Source organism: Aeromonas sp. 9A (assembly GCF_963900955.1).
GTDB classification, from domain to species: domain Bacteria; phylum Pseudomonadota; class Gammaproteobacteria; order Enterobacterales; family Aeromonadaceae; genus Aeromonas; species Aeromonas salmonicida.
Map to the genome: position 1 here is coordinate 4,286,489 of NZ_CAWRFG010000001.1, position 16,612 is coordinate 4,303,100.

Here is a 16,612-nt window from a genome sequence, read left to right on the forward strand (position 1 = left end):
TTGCTGTACTCGGCCCCTGTCCCTTCAGCGTTGAACGCTGGAGCAGAAGCTGACGTCGTCACGCAAGGGGTCATTGCTCACGCTGTGGTATAGCTCGAAACAGGGCCCGTCACCGAACGCCAAACCGGCGGCGACTATATCGCCGACATGCTCCTGCCAACGCGGCCCGTACTGACTGCGGTCCGTGATGAGATAGCGGGACTGGGCGTAGCGACCGGCGGGAATAAGCTGGATCTCGACCTCCCCTGCCCCGACCGTACCCGCCGGCACTGTCACACCTATGTCGGTGCGGCACTGGGCCGGCGGCGTGACTTCCGGGTTGTCGTGGTAGATGAAAATCCACTCCCCCTGCGCCAGACCCCGCGCACTCGCCCACTGGTGCAGTTGACCACAGACAGGGTCATACCCTTCGCCATAGGGGCCGGTGACGCGAATATAGGCCAGGTTGCGGGCATCCATCTCGATGGTTTTCATGGTGTTGCTCCTTGCTGATGAGTGGTCTTCAGCATAAGGGAGCAGCCGGTCACTGGCGTGTCCATCCTTGCTCAACAGGTGTCCATTCTTGCTCTTGTCCCGGCGAAACGCCCCCGGCGTACAGCCGTAGTGACGCCGAAATGCCTTGGCAAACGCCTGGGAGCTGGCCAACCCGGCGCCCAGCGCTATGGTAGTGACGCTGGCGTTCGTGTAACAGAGCTGCCAGGCAGCCCGCTGCATGCGCAGGCGCCGACACATCTCTCCGGGGGTCTCGCCCGCCACTGCGGTGAACACCCGGTGAAAATGGTAGAGGGAGAGGCAGGCCCGATCCGCCAGCGCCTCGATGGAGAGATCCGGATCCCGCTCCAGCGCCCGCAGCACAGGGATGAGTCTGCGACGGTAGTCAATCACGGGCGGATCCTGGCCATGTAGAGCGCATCCACATACTCGCCCTGGCGAAACGCATAACCGCGAGCCAGCCCCTCCTGTTCGAACCCGAACTTGCGATAGAGCGCCAGCGCAGCATCGTTGTCGCTGTAGACGGTGAGCTCGATGCGCCGCAGATTGAGCCAGTTGTCGGCCATTTCCAGCACGGCGCCCAGCAGGGCCGAACCTATGCCCTTCCCTGCCCAGTCATCTCGCACGCCCATACCGATACAGGCCACATGCTTGCGCCTGGGATTGGGCTCCATATGCAATGAGATCTGGCCCACCAGCAGACCATCCACCTCCGCTACCAGCGCCACTACACCGCTGTTTTCCAGCCGCTGCTGCCAGACCCCCAACGCTGGATAAGGCAGTTGCAGTGTACCGGCCTGAGCATGAGGCATGGCATAGAGATCCCGCAAAGCGGGGGCATCGGTGGGTTCGGCATGACGGACGGTGATCTGCATATGGGGCTCCTTTGGCTGACTTTCATCATGCCCCATCACCAGTACCGGGTCATCCCCCCACAATACCCATTTGCGATACCTATCAAAGGGCTAGGAAAGGCCCATTGGCCCATGAGGAGCGGGATCCGTAGGCTGACCCCCTATCAACAAGGAGAGACATTCATGACTGACAAGACACTGCACAGTGCCAACGGCGCCCCCGTCGTCGACAACAACAACAGCCTTACCGCCGGTCCCCGCGGCCCCGTGCTGATGCAAGATATCTGGTTGATGGAGAAACTCGCCCACTTCGACCGCGAGCGCATTCCCGAGCGGGTGGTTCACGCCAAGGGCTCGGGCGCCTACGGCACCTTTACCGTGACCCACGACATCAGCCAGTTCAGCAAGGCCGATCTGTTCAACGCCATCGGCAAGCAGACCCCGGTCTTCCTGCGCTTCTCCACCGTGGCCGGTGAGAAGGGTGCTGCCGATGCCGAGCGAGACGTACGCGGCTTCGCCCTCAAGTTCTACACAGAGCAGGGCAACTGGGATCTGGTGGGCAACAACACCCCGGTCTTTTTCATCCGCGATCCGCTGAAATTCCCCGATTTCATCCACACCCAGAAGCGGGATCCGCGCACCAACCTGCGCAGTGCCACCGCCGCCTGGGACTTCTGGTCACGCCACCCCGAATCCCTGCATCAGGTCACCATACTGTTCAGCGATCGGGGCATTCCCAAGAGTCTGCGGGAGATGAACGGCTACGGCAGCCACACCTTCAGCTTTATCAACGACGCCAACGAACGCTTCTGGGTCAAGTTCCACTTCAAGACCGAACAGGGCCACAGCTTCTACACAGATGAAGAGGCGGCCAATGCCGTCGGTCAGGATCGGGAAACCAGTCAGGCCGATCTGTACAATGCCATCGAGCGGGGCGACTTCCCGCGCTGGAAGGTCTATGTGCAGGTGATGCCGGAGGCCGACGCCCAGAGCTACCAGATCCACCCGTTCGACCTCACCAAGGTGTGGCCGCACAGCGACTATCCGCTGATCCCGGTGGGCGTGCTGGAGCTCAACCAGAACCCGGACAACTACTTCGCCCACGTAGAGCAGGCGGCGTTCACCCCGGCCAACGTAGTGCCCGGCATCGGCTTCTCCCCGGATCGCATGCTGCAGGGACGGCTCTTCTCCTACGGCGACACCCAGCGCTATCGCCTCGGGGTCAACCACGGCCTGCTGCCGGTGAACGCTCCGCGCTGCCCGTTCCACCACGGTGCCCATCGTGATGGCGCCATGCGCAGCGACAGCAATGGCGGCGCCAGCCCCAACTATCAGCCGAACCGCTTTGGCACCCAGCAGCCGAGCGAGCAGCACGAACCGGCCTTGAGTCTGGAAGGGGCTGCTCTGCACTACGATTTTCGTGACTACGACAGCGATTACTACAGCCAGCCGGGCAAGTTGTTCCGCATCATGGACGAGGGGCAGCGCTCGCGCCTCGCCGCCAATATGGCACGTTCCCTCATCAACGTGGAGGATGACGCCATCGTCGTCGCCCAACTCCGGCATCTTGAGCAGGCCGACCCCGAGTACGCCAAGCGGGTGGAGCTGGCACTGGCTGCGCTGCAACGCTAAGCCGCAAGCAGGCAAATAAAAAAACGGAGCCCCAGGCTCCGTTTTCAATGCTGTATCAATCCCGAACGGAACGCGCTTCGCGCTCTGCCCGTTCCCGTACCAACAGGCGTTTATACCACCAGTTACTGCGACGACGTTGAGTATTGGAAGAGCGACGAGCCATTTCTTAGGTCCCAGCCAAGAGAAGGAAAGAGCCGCATTATGCGATAGAGATCACGTCCATGTCTTTAGCTGGATCAAGAAAAGCCTCACTGGCCCAGGCTAATTGTCTCGCTATCCGACGGTGCCCTGGTCACAGGCGTCACCTGAGGCGGCAAGCGCCAGGCCAATGGGCCATTGGTCTCCTGCTCGTTTTGCGGGCCACACTCCAGCCAGCGATTCCCCTGTTGAATTCGGGCACCCAGCGAATATTTCTGATTCCTGATATCAGCAAATCCGTTCCGGCAGCGATCCCAACGGCAACACCCACTCGGTCCCGACCTCTGCCCGCGTCACCTTGACAAGCTCGGCTGCCACACCGCTCGTCCCCAACATGGCCAGCAACAGGCAAGTCGTCCCACCCTTGATTCGATTCATGACATCACTCCTTGCGCGATACCAGTATCGGGCGACCATAACAGGCGCAAACTTGATTAATAAGCCCAGCGCTGGCTGGCATTCCCAACCCAGTATGATAGCCTGCCCACGCCCGTCAAAACCGGCGCAGGAAAACCCCGGTATACTTGTCAGCCATCGACAAATATAACCTTATTTATCAAATCGTTATTTGGATATTATCCCAATGCGTATCATGCCGTTGCTCCAGGCGGCCTGCCTGAGCCTGATGTTGTCCGCCTGCGTTGCCCCCCTGTTGATGATGAGCCCGACCAGCCAGCTGATGTGGGCGCTGCTCAAACCCCTGGTGGGCTTCGATCCCAACGAAGCCAATCTGTTCGAACAGCCCATCATCAAGGATCGGATGACCAGTATTCTGGGCCCCAACTACGACAGCACCATGCAACTGCTAAAGACCGCCAACGAGCTGCAGCAGGAAGGCCCGCTGTTCTACGTGGTCTCCCGCTATGCACCCATGCCTGATGTAGCCAAGCAGGCGGGCATGGTGTGGAACTCACAGACCAACCAGATGTCCGTCATGCTGCTCAAGGGGGATGGAACTCCTCAGGTATTTGGCGAAAATCTGGCGGCAGCGACACCGAGCTGGCCAACCGAGATGCAGGGCTGGCAGGCTCAAGCCAAACCGGCTGCGACCGCGCTATCCAGTGCCAACACTGCTCTGACCGATACCAACAAGGTACTGACAGGGGCCGCAGCGACCACCTCTGTACTCGGCAATGTGCTGGGTTCAATACAGCAAGGCGCCAGCAAGACCATGGCGGATACCACCAAGCAGGTGGTGGGCAGTGCCACCGCCTCGGCGCAGCAGCAAGCCAACAAGGCCGCGTCCGAATCTACCAAGCAGGCTGTGAGCAGCAGCAAGGCCACCCTTGATGCGGCAGCCCAGGCCGACGCAGCTCGGCGACAGAGCGAACAGGCGCGCGCAGCCGCTGAAGCAGAGATGGAAGCGCTGCTCAAATAATCCGAACAGGCCATCATACGATGGCCTGTTTTCCCCTCCTCTCCCCCATATTTGGCTGCAAACCGCATGCTTGTAGCGCAAATCATGAACTTCTCGATATAGCCCTCTAAACTGGAAAAGATAATTTTTCGCAAGGAGTGCCGTCATGTCACGTCTGCTCAGCCTGATGATCTGCTACTGCCTCTCCATGACGTTGCATGCTGCGACATTCACTTACTATTCCGAACAGAACATGCCGCTCAATGGTCAGGATGAGCAGGGCAAAGGCACTGGATTGGCGGTCGAAGTGCTGAGACTGATGTGGCAGGAGATGGGGGAACCGGAGCAACCCATTCACTTCATGCCCTGGGCCAAGGCCTGGTACCTGCTGACCCAGCAACCGGATGCCGTACTGTTCACAACAGCTCGCACCAAAGCACGAGATCCTCACTTCCTCTGGGTCTGTCCCATCAGCCACTCCCGGGTGTCGCTGGTGGGCCGCAAGCAAGATGCCCCCAGGATCAGTAGCAAGGCCGACCTGGCCAAGTTGCAGATTGGTGTCATGCAGGCCGATGTAGGGGAACAACTGCTGCTGAACAAGGGGGTAAGCACTGCCAACATGATGTCATGTGGAGCGGATGGATCAGGTGGTACGCCAGCTCATCATGGCCCGCACCGATCTGGTGGCGGGCAACGAAGTGATGCTGTTTCACCAAGCCCAACAGCTGGGTTTTCAAGCTGATACCTTCGTCACCGTTGCCATCCTGGCAGAGCAGGACAACTGCTTCGCCTTCAACCCTGCGGCCGACAAGCAGCAGATCGCCCGCCTGCAACAGGCGCTGGACAAGGTCAGACAGGGGGAAGCATTCAAGCGGCTAATCGCCCGCTATCAGGATGTGGTGCAATCCCCGCCAGCGGATCACCTGCCCCTGATTGAATGAAGACAGATGCAAACAGGCCACCCTAAGGTGGCCTGTTTTATTGCAGCGCACTGTTACTGGAAGTGGCTGTCGTGTTCGGACTTCTTGGCCTGGGTGCTTTCGCTGTGCTCGATGGCGGTGCGGATGAGATCCACCCCGGCGCGGATGATCAGCACCCCCATGTTGACCAGCTTGACGCAGACCCACATGAATGTGATGAGCAGGATCAGCTTGAGCACAGTCTGGAATGCTTCCAGGAAGTTCTGTTCGAGCTGACCGGTCAGGCCGCTGGCACTGGTCATCAGCCAGGTGTAGACCTCACGCACGAACGGGATTCGGCTCGGCATCTCCAGCACATCCAGTGCGGCAGGCAAGGCCTGAAAGATAACGATGCTGCCGAACAGTATCAGGATGACACCGATGGCAATGCCCAGAAAAAAACCAAACTGTCTCATGGAAGGTCCCAAGGTTTGCTGCATGAAAATAACATAGCTGCCAATACTAGGGACTGCCTCACCCCACGGCAATCCTTCCTCGCCTTGCTGCCGTGTACCAAACCCGCCATTAGCTGGCATCCAGACCTGAAATCATTGCCCAACTATCTGATTTCTGTGACCCTTGCGCTCATCCACACCCACAGTTCAGGCGCCATGTTTCGCTACTGTTTTTTAGTGCTTTGTGCCCTGCTGCTGGTGCAACCAGCCTCAGCCGATCCCACCGCCGCCGTCTGCGTGGTCAAGCATCAGCAACAACTGCTGCTGGTGCAGGACAGGGTCTCCTCCCGCTACAGCCTGGCCGGGGGCTACATAGATGCAGGCGAGACCCCGCAGCAGGCAGCGCAGCGCGAGCTGTTTGAAGAGACAGGGTTGCGAAGCCGGATCAGTGGTGAATTGGGACAATGGCAGGGAGCTGCCCTGTTCGCCTGCCAGGCCCTGCAACCCATCAGGGTACAAACAGGATCGGGCTTCGTCTCACTGTTGCAGGCCCCCAACCTCGGCGGTGAAATACTCAATGCCAGGCTGATCGATCCGGCACAGTTGCCACATGCACAACGCCGCTTCCCGGCGCAGCTCGACTGGTTGGCCCCCAGATTGGCCGACATTCCCGACAGCCCTGTGTTGTGGCAGCACGACTTCAGTACCGACGGCAACGAGTTGCACCGGGCAGAGCTCCCGCTGATCCGGCAGTTGCAGAGCTGGCTCGGTGCTGACGTGCTCTGGCTTGATGCCAGCAATCTGTTTGGTTCAGGCGCGTTTCAGCTTGCCCTGTTACCTTTGCTGCTGCCGCTGCTGGGCTGGCCTCGCCTGCGTCAGCTGTTGCTGGCCATGCTGACCCTTGCCCTGATGGTGCTCGTGGTCAAGGAGGGTATCGGCTGGCCCAGACCCTTCCACCTCGATCCTGTACTGGCACAACAGAGTGCACAGGGCTTTGGCATGCCAAGCGGCCATGCTGCCTCGGCGCTGCTGTTCTGGGGCGTGCTGCTCAGGCTGTGCTGGCCCGCCAATCCCTGGCGCAGCGTAGCGTTGGCACTCTTGCTGGCTGCCACGACAGGGTTGGCCCGGGTCTGGCTCGGCGTTCATTTCTTCTCGGACGTGGCGGCAGGACTGCTGCTGGGCGCGCTGATGCTGGCAATTCACGCCGGATTATCCGGTATTTCAGCAAAACCACCGAGCTGGATCTGTCTGACCTTTGCCTGCGCACTGGCCGCCTGGTGGAGCCAATCCTCTGCCCTGGCTGGCCTTGCCATGTTCAGCCTGGGTCTGATGCTCGGCATGCTGCTACCCTTGGCGCGCGCACGGACACAATACTTGCGAATGCTGACGGTTACCCTGCTCGGTGGCCTGCCCATCGGGGCGCTGCTGTGGTCGCTGCCACTCTGGCTGACCAGCTCAGGACTCACTCTTCTGGGCCAGTGGCTACTCTATTGTTGCCTGGGGCTCTGGTTGAGCGCCGGCCTCTGGTGGATACTCTCACTCATGAACTCTGACCCGTTACCCAGGGGCTCCAGCTCCGACAAGGGATTGTTATGAATATGAAAAAAGTGGATTTAGCCAAGATCACGCTGGGCGTGCTGTTTCTCAGCATTCTCATCATCTCGTGCTTCATGGTGCTGCGCCCCTTCCTGCCTGCGCTGGTGTGGGCCACCATGATCACCATAGCCACCTGGCCACTGATGCGGATGGTACAACGCCTGCTGTGGGGCAAGCGCATGCTGGCAGCCCTCTTCATGACGCTGGTACTGCTGCTGATGTTTGTTATTCCGCTGTTCATGGCACTGGCCAATGTGGCGGAGCAAGCTCCCATGCTGATCGAGCTGGGCACCACCATCAGCCATTCACCGCCCCCCGAGCTGCTCTGGCTGCAACAGGTCCCTCTGGTGGGCACCAAGCTGTATGAGTTCTGGCAACAGATCCTGGCGAGCGGCGGCCAGGTACTGTTTACCAAGCTGGCCCCCTACTTCGGTCAGACAGCCCGCTGGCTCGCCTCCCAGGCAGGCAATCTGGGATTGCTGTTCGTGCACTTCCTGCTGACAGTCGGGATCTGCGGCGTGCTCTATCACTCGGGTGAGATGGTGGCGACCGGCATTCGCCGCTTTGCCCACCGGCTGGCGGGCCAACGGGGTGACAATGCCACCGTGCTCGCTTCACAGGCGATCCGCGCCGTGGCGATGGGGGTGGTGGTGACAGCTCTGGTGCAATCATCCGTGGCCGGTATCGGCCTGCTGATTGCTGGCATCCCCTACACCATGGTGCTGGTGGTGGTGATGTTCCTGCTGATCGTCGCCCAGATCGGGCCCTTCCCTGTATTGCTGGCCTGTATCGGCTATCTCTACTGGAGCGGCGACACCACCTGGGGCACCTTCCTGCTGGTCTGGTCACTGTTTGCGGGCACCATGGACAACTTCCTGCGCCCCTTCCTGATCAAGCGTGGCGCTGACCTGCCGCTGATCCTCATTCTGGTGGGGGTTATCGGTGGCTTGTTGACCATGGGAATTATCGGCCTCTTCATTGGCCCGGTCGTGCTGGCGGTGGGTTACACCCTGCTGGATGCCTGGATCAAGGAAGATGACCAACCGGCGACCGCTGCGGTTGAAGCGCCCAAGGCCGAGTGACGATTCAGCCATCCATCGCTGATAAAAAGAGCCGCCCATAAGGGCGGCTCTTTGGTTTTTGACGATCGTGATTTATGGCGATCGTGTCGGATTGGTTGATCCGCGCCAACCTGCATATCCCACATATTACCGTCCCATGTAGGTTCGATTAGCGAAGCGTAATCGGACGATCGAGATGCCGTTGTTCCGGTGTTTCCATGAGCCAGTGGCGGCCTACCAGAGGGGAAATGCGGGTGGCTGTTATAGCGTGGGAATTGATTGACGCGAACGTCCGATTACGCCTAACGGCTAATCGAACCTACGGGCTGTTATTTGTGGTGATTGTGATTGTGGCGATGGCGATGGCGATGGCGTCAGATTGGCTGATCCGCGCCAACCTGCATATCCCACATATTACCGTCTGATGTAGGTTCGATTAGCGAAGCGTAATCGGACGATCGAGATACCGCTGTCCCGGTGTTTCCATGAATCAGCGGTATCTGGCAGAGGGGAAATATGGATGGCCGTTATAGCAGTGGAATGGATTTACGCGAATGTCCGATTACGCCTTACGGCTAATCGAACCTACGGGCTAATCCACCTTGAAGAGTTTGTTATATACGTAATTTAAAGTCTGACTCAAATACCACCAAGCCAGAATCTATTTCTAGTTTTTGAACTGAACAATTTCTCAAGCCTATTATACTACTGCCACAGTCATATACTTCGGCAAGGCTAACTTCCTCCCCCAACTTCAGCTGTATTAGTTGATTAGGTGGCTGACAGATAAATGACAAACTGTTTTCATCACTTGATATAACCTTCCCTTTGATACTAAGTCTATTGCTATCTGTGTAAATTTTAATGAACTGACCAACTTTGTTATTTTTTAGATGTTTGGAAAGTTCCGCCTCTCCTTTAATGGGTTCGATTACAGACGAGTAAACATGCTCGTGTGCATTTAGTATTGAATAATAGTTTAGATAGAAAATATTTCTTAATTCACTATCGTTAAATTCTAATGTTGACTCAGCTTTAATAAGGTCGCACGAAACGTAAGCAATTGATGGCGTTAAAGAGAAAAAGAAAAAAGAGCTTTCATAAGAATCTGGTACTGAATGATCTAAGTTATTTTGTGGAATGATCAACTTTAAATCAGATGTGTTGACATTTTTTCGAACAACAGGGCTGTCGGTGGTGATAAATAGAAATTTGGTACTGTTATAGATAATGCAAGCATTAGAGTTGATAATTCCACCAAGATCAGCAGTGGGGATTTGTTTTTTAACAATATTTTCTAGAATGGATGCATATTGATTGCCACCTGTAAATCCATCGCTCCATTTAGCAATTTGATCCCATGAGTTTTGCATTGAAGTGATAAACTTATCCACCCTTATGTACTGTATAGTGGCAAAGTATGAAAGAAAAGAAATAACTTCACTATCAAGTTCACGATTTACTACCTTTTGTAAATTCTTCCGGTATGACCTTTCTACACCGGACAAAAAATTCTCAATGTACGGTTCATTCGGGTTATCTTCCGGCAGGTTGTAATAATAGGATTTTTTAAATACTTTGTGGTTTATACCTCTCATTTTCCAACTAGCATCCAGCGTTCTTGAATTCACATAAATTCCAGCCTCAAGCTTAGGATTATGTTTTTCAGCCTCAGATAGGTTAGTGACAAAGGAGCTTAGATAGCACGCGGAAACCAAATGTTGCCCTTTTTTTTCTGCCACAAATCCTCCGATAGTTGAAAGAAGATAACAGTGATTGGATAGAAGGCGGTACTAATCCGTTAATAGAGCCTTCCATATAACTCCGGTTTGCCATGATCGATTCCACGAAAAAATCATTTTAAAGCAAAATGTTACCGTCACACCTATAGTGCTGGGCGCGCTCGAGCAACATCCTCTTTTGGCTCTACTTTTTGCCACCGAGCAAAAATACACTTCTGGGGCGGCAATGGAAAGCGCCATCTGAACTCCTTTTCATAAACAACTCAGTAGTGTGATCGGGGGGGAATATATCAACAGATCGAAGGAGTAGCTCGGCCAGCAATTTACCGACGGTGAACCCGACCGGGAGGAGGGCGGGCTTGCCACCCTCTGAGGCAGGTCACTGAATCGGGGGCGCTGGCGTGGTTAAATGGTCGGCTCACATCTTGCCGGATATTGCTGTGACCATGCCATCTGACCTTCAGCCGCTGCTGCCCTGGCCTGACTATCTGCAGGCATCCTGGCTGCGCTGCGCCCACCAGACCAGTGCCACCCTCTGGCATCCGCCCCACAGCGCCAAGGGCCAGACCTTGCAGAGCCTGCGCCAGCGCAAACGGGACTTGCTCACCACCGGCGAGATGGCCCTCGAAGATCTCTACGAATTTATGGAGGGACGCCCCTGCGCCCTGCTGCTCACCGACGAGAGCGGCTGTCTGCTGGCCCAGACCGGCCATCCCGATACGCTGGCGGAGCTGGCGGCGCTGGGGTTTGGCCCCGGCGCCTTTTTCAGCGAGGGGCGCATCGGCACCAATGCTATCAATCTGGCGGCGCTGGAGGGAGTGCCGCTCTGCGTCAGCGGCCCCCAGCACTTCAACCAGACCCTCCATCCGTGGCACGGCTGCGCCAGTCCGGTCTACAACAGCAACGGCCGTCAGGTCGCCATCATAGCCCTGATCTGCAAGTTGGAGGAGGCAAGCGCCGGCGATCTGGCGCTCACCGTCAGTGCCGGTCGCGAGCTGGCCCATCTGCTGCAGATGGAGACCCTGATGCAGGAGTCCCAGCACCACCTGAGCGAGCTCTACGCCCTGCTCGACGGCATGGATGACGGCGTGCTGGCCTGGGATCCCCAGGGCCGGCTACGCTACCTCAACGGGCTGGCGGCCAACCGGCTGCGGCTCGATCCTGCGCTCTGTCTCGGTCAGCCGCTGGAGCAGCACCTGTTGTTGCCCCAGCGTTTGCAGCTGGCCATCAAGGGGCAGACGCCACTGAGTCATGTGGAGGTGACGCTGGAGCGGCTCGGCGCGCAGGGGGGGGAGTTTATCAATGCGCTGGTGAGCCTCAAGCCGCTGCCGGGGCCGGAGGGGGTCAGCTTTATCGCCCTGCTGCACCCGGTCGATCGGCTGCGGGCCATTCACCAGCTGCGCCAGACGGTGCCCGAGTTGTCGGCACTGGTGGGCGAATCGAGCGCCATGCGCAAGCTGCTGCGCTACGCCCGGCAGGCGGCCCAGAGTCAGGGCCCGATCCTGCTGCGCGGCGAGGAGGAGGTGGGCAAGGCCCAGCTGGCGGAGGCGATCCACTTTGGCAGTGAACGGGCCGCCGGGCCGCTTATTACCCTCAACTGCAAGGCGCTGCCGAGCGAGCGGATGGCGCTGGAGTTGATGGGATCTGACGAGGCGGGGCAGGAGCGGGCGGGCAAGTTCGAGCTGGCCCACGGCGGCACGCTCGTGCTGGAGCAGGTGGAGTGTCTCTCTACCCCCATGCAGGCGGCACTGCTGCAACTGCTCAAGACAGGTCGCATCCAGCGCTTCGATTCGGCCCGCATCCTGCCGCTCAAGGTGCGGATCATAGCGACCAGCAGCGCCCCGCTGGAGCAACTGGTGCAGGAGGGACTGTTTGGCCGCCAGCTGCTCTATGCGCTGCAGGCGTGCGAGCTGTGGCTGCCAGGGCTGCGGGATCGCGCGGCCGATCTGCCGGGCCTTATCAGCCAGCAGCTAGGGGCGCAGGGGCGCGAGCCGGTGCGCCAGTTCAGTCCGGCGGCCCTCGATTGTCTGCTCGCCTATCCCTGGCCCGGCAATCTGGGGGAACTGCGCAGCGCCGTCGAGCATGCACTGCTTCACTCCGGTCAGGGGCTGATCCCGCCGGAGGCGCTGCCCGCCGCCATTCGCCACGGCTATCAGCTGGTGGCGGACGAGGTGGTGGGGCAACCGCTGCTCACCCTGGCCGAGCTGGAGCGGCAGGCCATTTTGCGCTGCGCCCACGCCTGCAAGGGACAGGTGAGCCAGATGGCCCAGCATCTGGGCATCAGTCGCACCACCTTGTGGCGGCGGCTCAAGCTGCTCGAGATCGATCCCGCCGACTATCACGGATAGTGATGATGGGCTCTGCAGCGTGAAGGACACAACCCGCCCAGCCTCAAAGAACAAGGCCCCGCAGTTGCGAGGCCGTTTTATATGGCAAGGTCAGCCGTGGCGCGGTTACAGCCCCAGCTGGTGGGCGGTGACTATGGCCGCCAGCACATCCTCGGCAGTGACCTTGAACGGCATATTGTGGATGGTCTCCCCCTCGGCGGTGGAGGCTTTGGCCACTTCCATCAGGCGCGCCATATCCAGCTCCTTGACCCCCATCATATGCAGGTTGGTCGGCAGGCCGATCGAGCGGCAGAAGGCCAGCACTGTCTCGATCTCCGCCATGGGCGCATTCTCCAGCACCAGCTGCACTAGCGTACCGAACGCCACTTTCTCACCGTGATAGAGGTGGTGACACTCGGCGAGCTGGGTCAGACCGTTGTGGATGGCGTGAGCGGCGGCCAGGCCGCTGCTCTCGAAGCCGATACCGCTCAGGTAGGTGTTGGCCTCTATGATGTTCTCCACCGCCTTGGTGCAGAGCCCCTGCTCCACCGCCAGCTTGGCCTTGTAGCCATCGGCCAGCAGTGTCTTGTAACAGAGCTCGGCGATGGCCTGGGCCGCCAGGGTAGAGGCACCACCGGCCATGGTCTGGCAACCGGAGACCTTGTTGGCCCGCGCCTCGAAGTAGGTGGAGAGCGCATCCCCCATGCCGGAGACCAGCAGCCGCACTGGGGCCCGGGAGACGACGCCGGTATCCATGATGACCATATTGGGGTTGGTCGGGATCATCAGGTATTCGCTGAACTGCCCTTGTGGGGTGTAGATGACCGCCAGCGCACTGGTTGGCGCATCGGTGGAGGCGATGGTCGGCACTATGACCACAGGCACCTTCTGGTAGAAGGCGACCGACTTGGCGGTATCGAGCGTCTTGCCGCCACCTATGCCGATGATGACGTTGAACGGCGTCTGGTTGCAGCGGGCCAGCAGGCGGTCGATCTCGGGGCGGGAGCATTCGCCGTTGAAGCAGTCGAACTCGGGCTTGATGCCCACGCCGTGGAAGCTGGTGGCAACCGTGTCGCCAACCAGCTTGGTGACGAAGGCATCGGCCAGAATGAGCGGCTTGGCACCGAGTGCCTTGACGTAGTTGCCGATATTGGCGAGGGCCCCGTTGCCTTGCACGTATTTGCTGGGGCTGATGATGATGCGGTCCATATTCTATCCCTCTCTCTAGTTCATAAGACTTCTTTTGAAACTAACAGGGGCGAAGGGGCGGCTGTGCCGGGGAGTCCTTCGTCTTTAAGTGGCGCGGCTGCTGGCTGATGAGGCCGTTGCCGCGCCTTAAAGCAGGCGGGTCAGTCGCCGAAACGTTCCGCTGCCAGCTGTTGGAAGCAGGTCAGGGCAGCCTCGGCATCTTCTCCCTGTGCCAGCAGGGTGAGTCTGTCTCCCTGACGCACGTTGAGCATGGTGAGCCTGGTCAGGCTGCGGGGGTTGGCCTCTTTATCCCCCTTTTGCAGTTTCAGCTCGGCGGCAAAGGGTTTGAGGGCTGCTACCAACCTGGCTGCGGGGCGCACATGCAGGCCGTGGGGGTTGTCGACCACCACCTCGCAGCGCAGCCAGCCCTCGTCGACTGCCGGTGCCGTTTCAGTGGCGACCTGCGCATCTGTGGCAGGCAACATGGCTTGCTTGGGCCCTAGGGCGCCGAGCGCCTCTGCGGCCACCTCGTCGAGGCTCATACCTGAACCTGCCGCCACCACGGCGGCAAGGGTGCCCTCAACCAGCGGGGCCGGGCAGAGCCGCACCCGGGCGCTTAACTCGGGGGGCAGCAGTTCGAGGGCGGTTTCGGCGCTGAGCAGAGCGCTGCCCAAATCCATCAGCACCAGTACACCGCTGCCGTCGTCCGCTTCTTCTATCGCACTCATCACGGCGATGGCATCTGTGCCTATGGGGTGGTCGGGGTCATCGACCCCGGCCGCCAGCAGCAGTTTGGCCGGGCTGCCCAGCTGGTCGGCCAGCGCTTTCAATCCGGCCGCCAGCATGGCGCTGTGAGAGACAACTACGATGCCGATCATGTCACAACCTCGCTCTGTCACGCAGGGCGGTCAGCAGCAGCAGGGTCGAGGTAGCCCCGGCATCCTGATGGCCTATGCTGCGCTCGCCCAGATAGCTGGCTCGCCCCTTGCGGGCCTGCATCTGTATGGTGGCCTCGGTGCCAGCTGCGGCAGCGGCCACTGCCTTGTCCAGCGCTTCGTTGAGGGGGAGCTCTTGCTGCTGCGCCTGTTGCAGGGCCACCAGTGCCGGCCACCAGGCGTCGCACATTGTCTTGTCGCCCGGCTCGGCGCGGCCGCGGGAGACGATCCCCTCGACTCCGTCGCTCAGCATTTTGCCAAGCTGGCTCAGGCTCAGGCTTTGGCAGGCGTCCGTACTGGCCGCCGCTCGAATGAAGAAAGTGCCGTAGAGCGGGCCGCTGGCGCCGCCAACCGAGGAGAGCAATGTCATGCCGGTGGTTTTCAGCACCTGACCGATATCCTTGTCTGCCACCGCAGGCAGTTTCTCCGCCACCTTGGTAAAACCGCGCTGCATGTTGAGGCCGTGGTCGCCGTCGCCGATATCGGTATCCAGCGCAGTGAGGTAGTCACGCTGTTCGGTAAAGATGTGTTCGCAGTCGAGCAGCCAGTTGACGATGTGATGTTTGCTTAGCATGAGAGTAAGGGCTCCTTAGCAGCCGCGACGCAGGGCGGGGGTGTGAACGGGGGCATCCCACAGGGTCATCAGCTCGTCGTCCACCTTGAGCAATGTGATGGAGATACCTGTCATGTCGAGGGCGGTGCAGTAGGGACCTATCAGGTTGCGCACCAGATGGATGCCCGCCTCTTCGCACAGGGCCGCGAGGCGACCATAGACGCCATACAGCTCTGAAATCGGGGTGCCGCCCAGGCTGTTGACCAGGGCTATGACACGATCGCCCCGGTTGAGCGGTTCGATGAAGGTGTGCTCTTCCTGCCAGCTGCCGGAGACTCTGTCCCAATGGCGCAGGGTGCGGCCATAGGGGGTGTTGTCCGCCAGCTCGCTGAACATGTCATCCACTAGGGTATTGAGGTCGGTGAAGGGGCGGCGCGCTATACCGGGTTCGCCGTGGATGCCCACGCCAAACTCCATCTCGTTGTCCGCCAGAGTGAAGGAGGGCTTGCCGGCGGCAGGCACGGTACAGGCGTGCATGGCGACGCCTATGGTGCGGCTCTGGTTGTTGATGCGACGGGCCAGTGCCTCGCAATGGGCCAGGTCATAGCCCGCTTCGGCTGCGGCACCCACCAGTTTTTCGCACAGCACTGTGGTGGCGACGCCACGACGACCGGCGGTATAGAGGCTGTCTTTCACCGCCACGTCGTCATCGATCAGCGAGAAGCCGACCTTGACGCCATCGCCGTGCAGCAGCTCGACCGCGGTCTCGAAGTTGAGCACGTCGCCGGTGTAGTTCTTCACCAAAAACAGCACGCCCGCGCCGCCATCAACGGCCTGACCGCACTCATACATCTGATCCGGAGTCGGCGAGGTAAAAATCTCGCCGGGGCAGGCGCCATCCAGCATCCCCTTGCCCACCAGACCACCGTGCATCGGCTCGTGGCCGCTGCCACCGCCGGAGACCAGCGCTACCTTGCCCATCACTGGAGAATCGGCGCGGGTGATGTAGTGGGGTTCGATACGTACCTTGAGCTCGGGGTGGGCGGCGGCCATCCCCATCAGTTGTTCACGGACCACGGCATCGACGGCATTGATCAGTTTCTTCATGGCTCACTCCTTGGCTTGCCACCGCACGGGTGGGCAAATGGTTGATGGAGCCAGTCTAACGACAGAAAAAAGGATAAAAATGACGGTCTGTTCGGTTCGGATTTGAAACAGCAGAAGGGGTATAGGTGTTTCAATCTGAAACGACGCAGGGCAAACGGGCGAGAAACTGTTAGCGGCCTCACAGCCATGAAAAAGGGCCCCGCAGGGCCCTTCGCT

General features: G+C 59.4%; 13 protein-coding genes and 3 pseudogenes. 7 read left to right on the plus strand and 9 right to left on the minus strand.

Annotation, left to right across the window (positions count from 1 at the left end; all coding sequences use genetic code 11):
* Positions 1-24: 24 nt before the first annotated feature.
* Together AACX78_RS19820 and AACX78_RS19825 are read right to left on the minus strand one after the other, a co-directional pair.
* Entirely contained in the window at positions 25-885 is an 861-nt protein-coding gene (locus AACX78_RS19820; protein ID WP_159167187.1) for an AraC family transcriptional regulator, read from the minus strand.
* Complete coding sequence (locus AACX78_RS19825) at positions 882-1,367, minus strand: GNAT family N-acetyltransferase (protein ID WP_059169386.1); 486 nt, start codon at positions 1,365-1,367, stop codon at positions 882-884. Before AACX78_RS19825 ends, AACX78_RS19820 begins: the two co-directional genes overlap by 4 nt.
* 162 nt (positions 1,368-1,529) lie before the next feature.
* On the opposite strand from AACX78_RS19825, the gene AACX78_RS19830 reads away from it, so the two are divergent.
* Positions 1,530-2,978, plus strand: a complete 1,449-nt coding sequence (locus tag AACX78_RS19830; RefSeq protein ID WP_159167188.1) for a catalase — start codon at positions 1,530-1,532, stop codon at positions 2,976-2,978.
* Positions 2,979-3,226: 248 nt separating this feature from the next.
* On the opposite strand, the pseudogene AACX78_RS19835 reads toward AACX78_RS19830, so the two are convergent.
* Positions 3,227-3,554 (minus strand): annotated as a pseudogene (locus AACX78_RS19835) (DUF1496 domain-containing protein).
* 205 nt (positions 3,555-3,759) lie between these two features.
* Here AACX78_RS19835 and AACX78_RS19840 point away from each other — a divergent pair.
* Both AACX78_RS19840 and AACX78_RS19845 read left to right on the plus strand, forming a co-directional pair.
* Positions 3,760-4,521: pseudogene (locus AACX78_RS19840) on the plus strand (hypothetical protein); the annotation flags it as partial.
* Positions 4,522-4,699: 178 nt separating this feature from the next.
* Positions 4,700-5,474: pseudogene (locus AACX78_RS19845) on the plus strand (substrate-binding periplasmic protein).
* Between the two features lie 53 nt (positions 5,475-5,527).
* On the opposite strand, the gene AACX78_RS19850 reads toward AACX78_RS19845, so the two are convergent.
* Positions 5,528-5,908, minus strand: coding sequence for a hypothetical protein (locus tag AACX78_RS19850; protein WP_181455349.1), 381 nt, complete (start codon positions 5,906-5,908; stop codon positions 5,528-5,530).
* Between the two features lie 195 nt (positions 5,909-6,103).
* Between AACX78_RS19850 and AACX78_RS19855 the strand changes: the two genes are divergently transcribed.
* The 3 genes from AACX78_RS19855 to AACX78_RS19865 all read left to right on the plus strand — a co-directional run bounded on the left by AACX78_RS19855 (position 6,104) and on the right by AACX78_RS19865 (position 8,969).
* Positions 6,104-7,483, plus strand: coding sequence for a bifunctional NUDIX hydrolase/phosphatase PAP2 family protein (locus AACX78_RS19855; protein ID WP_159167190.1), 1,380 nt, complete (start codon positions 6,104-6,106; stop codon positions 7,481-7,483).
* Positions 7,480-8,565, plus strand: a complete 1,086-nt coding sequence (ydiK, locus tag AACX78_RS19860; protein ID WP_201302904.1) for an AI-2E family transporter YdiK — start codon at positions 7,480-7,482, stop codon at positions 8,563-8,565. Before AACX78_RS19855 ends, ydiK begins: the two co-directional genes overlap by 4 nt.
* Positions 8,566-8,762: 197 nt before the next feature.
* The gene (locus AACX78_RS19865; protein WP_159167191.1) at positions 8,763-8,969 is read left to right on the plus strand and encodes a hypothetical protein; all 207 of its coding nucleotides are present in this window, start codon (positions 8,763-8,765) and stop codon (positions 8,967-8,969) included.
* Positions 8,970-9,158: 189 nt separating this feature from the next.
* Here AACX78_RS19865 and AACX78_RS19870 read toward each other — a convergent pair whose 3' ends face one another.
* The gene (locus AACX78_RS19870; RefSeq protein WP_159167192.1) at positions 9,159-10,286 is read right to left on the minus strand and encodes a DUF4238 domain-containing protein; all 1,128 of its coding nucleotides are present in this window, start codon (positions 10,284-10,286) and stop codon (positions 9,159-9,161) included.
* A gap of 446 nt (positions 10,287-10,732) precedes the next feature.
* Between AACX78_RS19870 and dhaR the strand changes: the two genes are divergently transcribed.
* The gene (gene dhaR / locus AACX78_RS19875; RefSeq protein WP_159167193.1) at positions 10,733-12,634 is read left to right on the plus strand and encodes a dihydroxyacetone kinase operon transcriptional regulator DhaR; all 1,902 of its coding nucleotides are present in this window, start codon (positions 10,733-10,735) and stop codon (positions 12,632-12,634) included.
* A gap of 105 nt (positions 12,635-12,739) precedes the next feature.
* On the opposite strand, the gene AACX78_RS19880 is transcribed toward dhaR, so the two are convergent.
* The 4 genes from AACX78_RS19880 to dhaK all read right to left on the minus strand — a co-directional run bounded on the left by AACX78_RS19880 (position 12,740) and on the right by dhaK (position 16,396).
* Positions 12,740-13,822, minus strand: a complete 1,083-nt coding sequence (locus AACX78_RS19880) for a glycerol dehydrogenase (protein ID WP_159167194.1) — start codon at positions 13,820-13,822, stop codon at positions 12,740-12,742.
* 140 nt (positions 13,823-13,962) lie between these two features.
* Positions 13,963-14,679, minus strand: a complete 717-nt coding sequence (dhaM, locus tag AACX78_RS19885) for a dihydroxyacetone kinase phosphoryl donor subunit DhaM (RefSeq protein ID WP_159167195.1) — start codon at positions 14,677-14,679, stop codon at positions 13,963-13,965.
* A gap of 1 nt (position 14,680) precedes the next feature.
* Positions 14,681-15,310 carry a dihydroxyacetone kinase subunit DhaL gene (dhaL, locus tag AACX78_RS19890; RefSeq protein WP_159167196.1) on the minus strand — a complete coding sequence of 210 codons (630 nt, stop codon included), beginning with the start codon at positions 15,308-15,310 and terminating at the stop codon, positions 14,681-14,683.
* A gap of 15 nt (positions 15,311-15,325) precedes the next feature.
* Positions 15,326-16,396 (minus strand): dihydroxyacetone kinase subunit DhaK, encoded by a 1,071-nt coding sequence (gene dhaK, locus AACX78_RS19895; RefSeq protein ID WP_159167197.1) that lies wholly within the window; start codon positions 16,394-16,396, stop codon positions 15,326-15,328.
* Between the last annotated feature and the right edge of the window lie 216 nt (positions 16,397-16,612).

Coding starts and splice junctions, on each gene's coding strand:
- AACX78_RS19825 (WP_059169386.1), bottom strand. CDS start 1,367: ATGCAGATCACCGTCCGTCATGCCGAACCCACCGATGCCCCCGCTTTG.
- AACX78_RS19830 (WP_159167188.1), top strand. CDS start 1,530: ATGACTGACAAGACACTGCACAGTGCCAACGGCGCCCCCGTCGTCGAC.
- AACX78_RS19850 (WP_181455349.1), bottom strand. CDS start 5,908: ATGAGACAGTTTGGTTTTTTTCTGGGCATTGCCATCGGTGTCATCCTG.
- AACX78_RS19855 (WP_159167190.1), top strand. CDS start 6,104: ATGTTTCGCTACTGTTTTTTAGTGCTTTGTGCCCTGCTGCTGGTGCAA.
- ydiK (WP_201302904.1), top strand. CDS start 7,480: ATGAATATGAAAAAAGTGGATTTAGCCAAGATCACGCTGGGCGTGCTG.
- AACX78_RS19865 (WP_159167191.1), top strand. CDS start 8,763: ATGAGCCAGTGGCGGCCTACCAGAGGGGAAATGCGGGTGGCTGTTATA.
- dhaR (WP_159167193.1), top strand. CDS start 10,733: ATGCCATCTGACCTTCAGCCGCTGCTGCCCTGGCCTGACTATCTGCAG.
- AACX78_RS19880 (WP_159167194.1), bottom strand. CDS start 13,822: ATGGACCGCATCATCATCAGCCCCAGCAAATACGTGCAAGGCAACGGG.
- dhaM (WP_159167195.1), bottom strand. CDS start 14,679: ATGATCGGCATCGTAGTTGTCTCTCACAGCGCCATGCTGGCGGCCGGA.
- dhaL (WP_159167196.1), bottom strand. CDS start 15,310: ATGCTAAGCAAACATCACATCGTCAACTGGCTGCTCGACTGCGAACAC.
- dhaK (WP_159167197.1), bottom strand. CDS start 16,396: ATGAAGAAACTGATCAATGCCGTCGATGCCGTGGTCCGTGAACAACTG.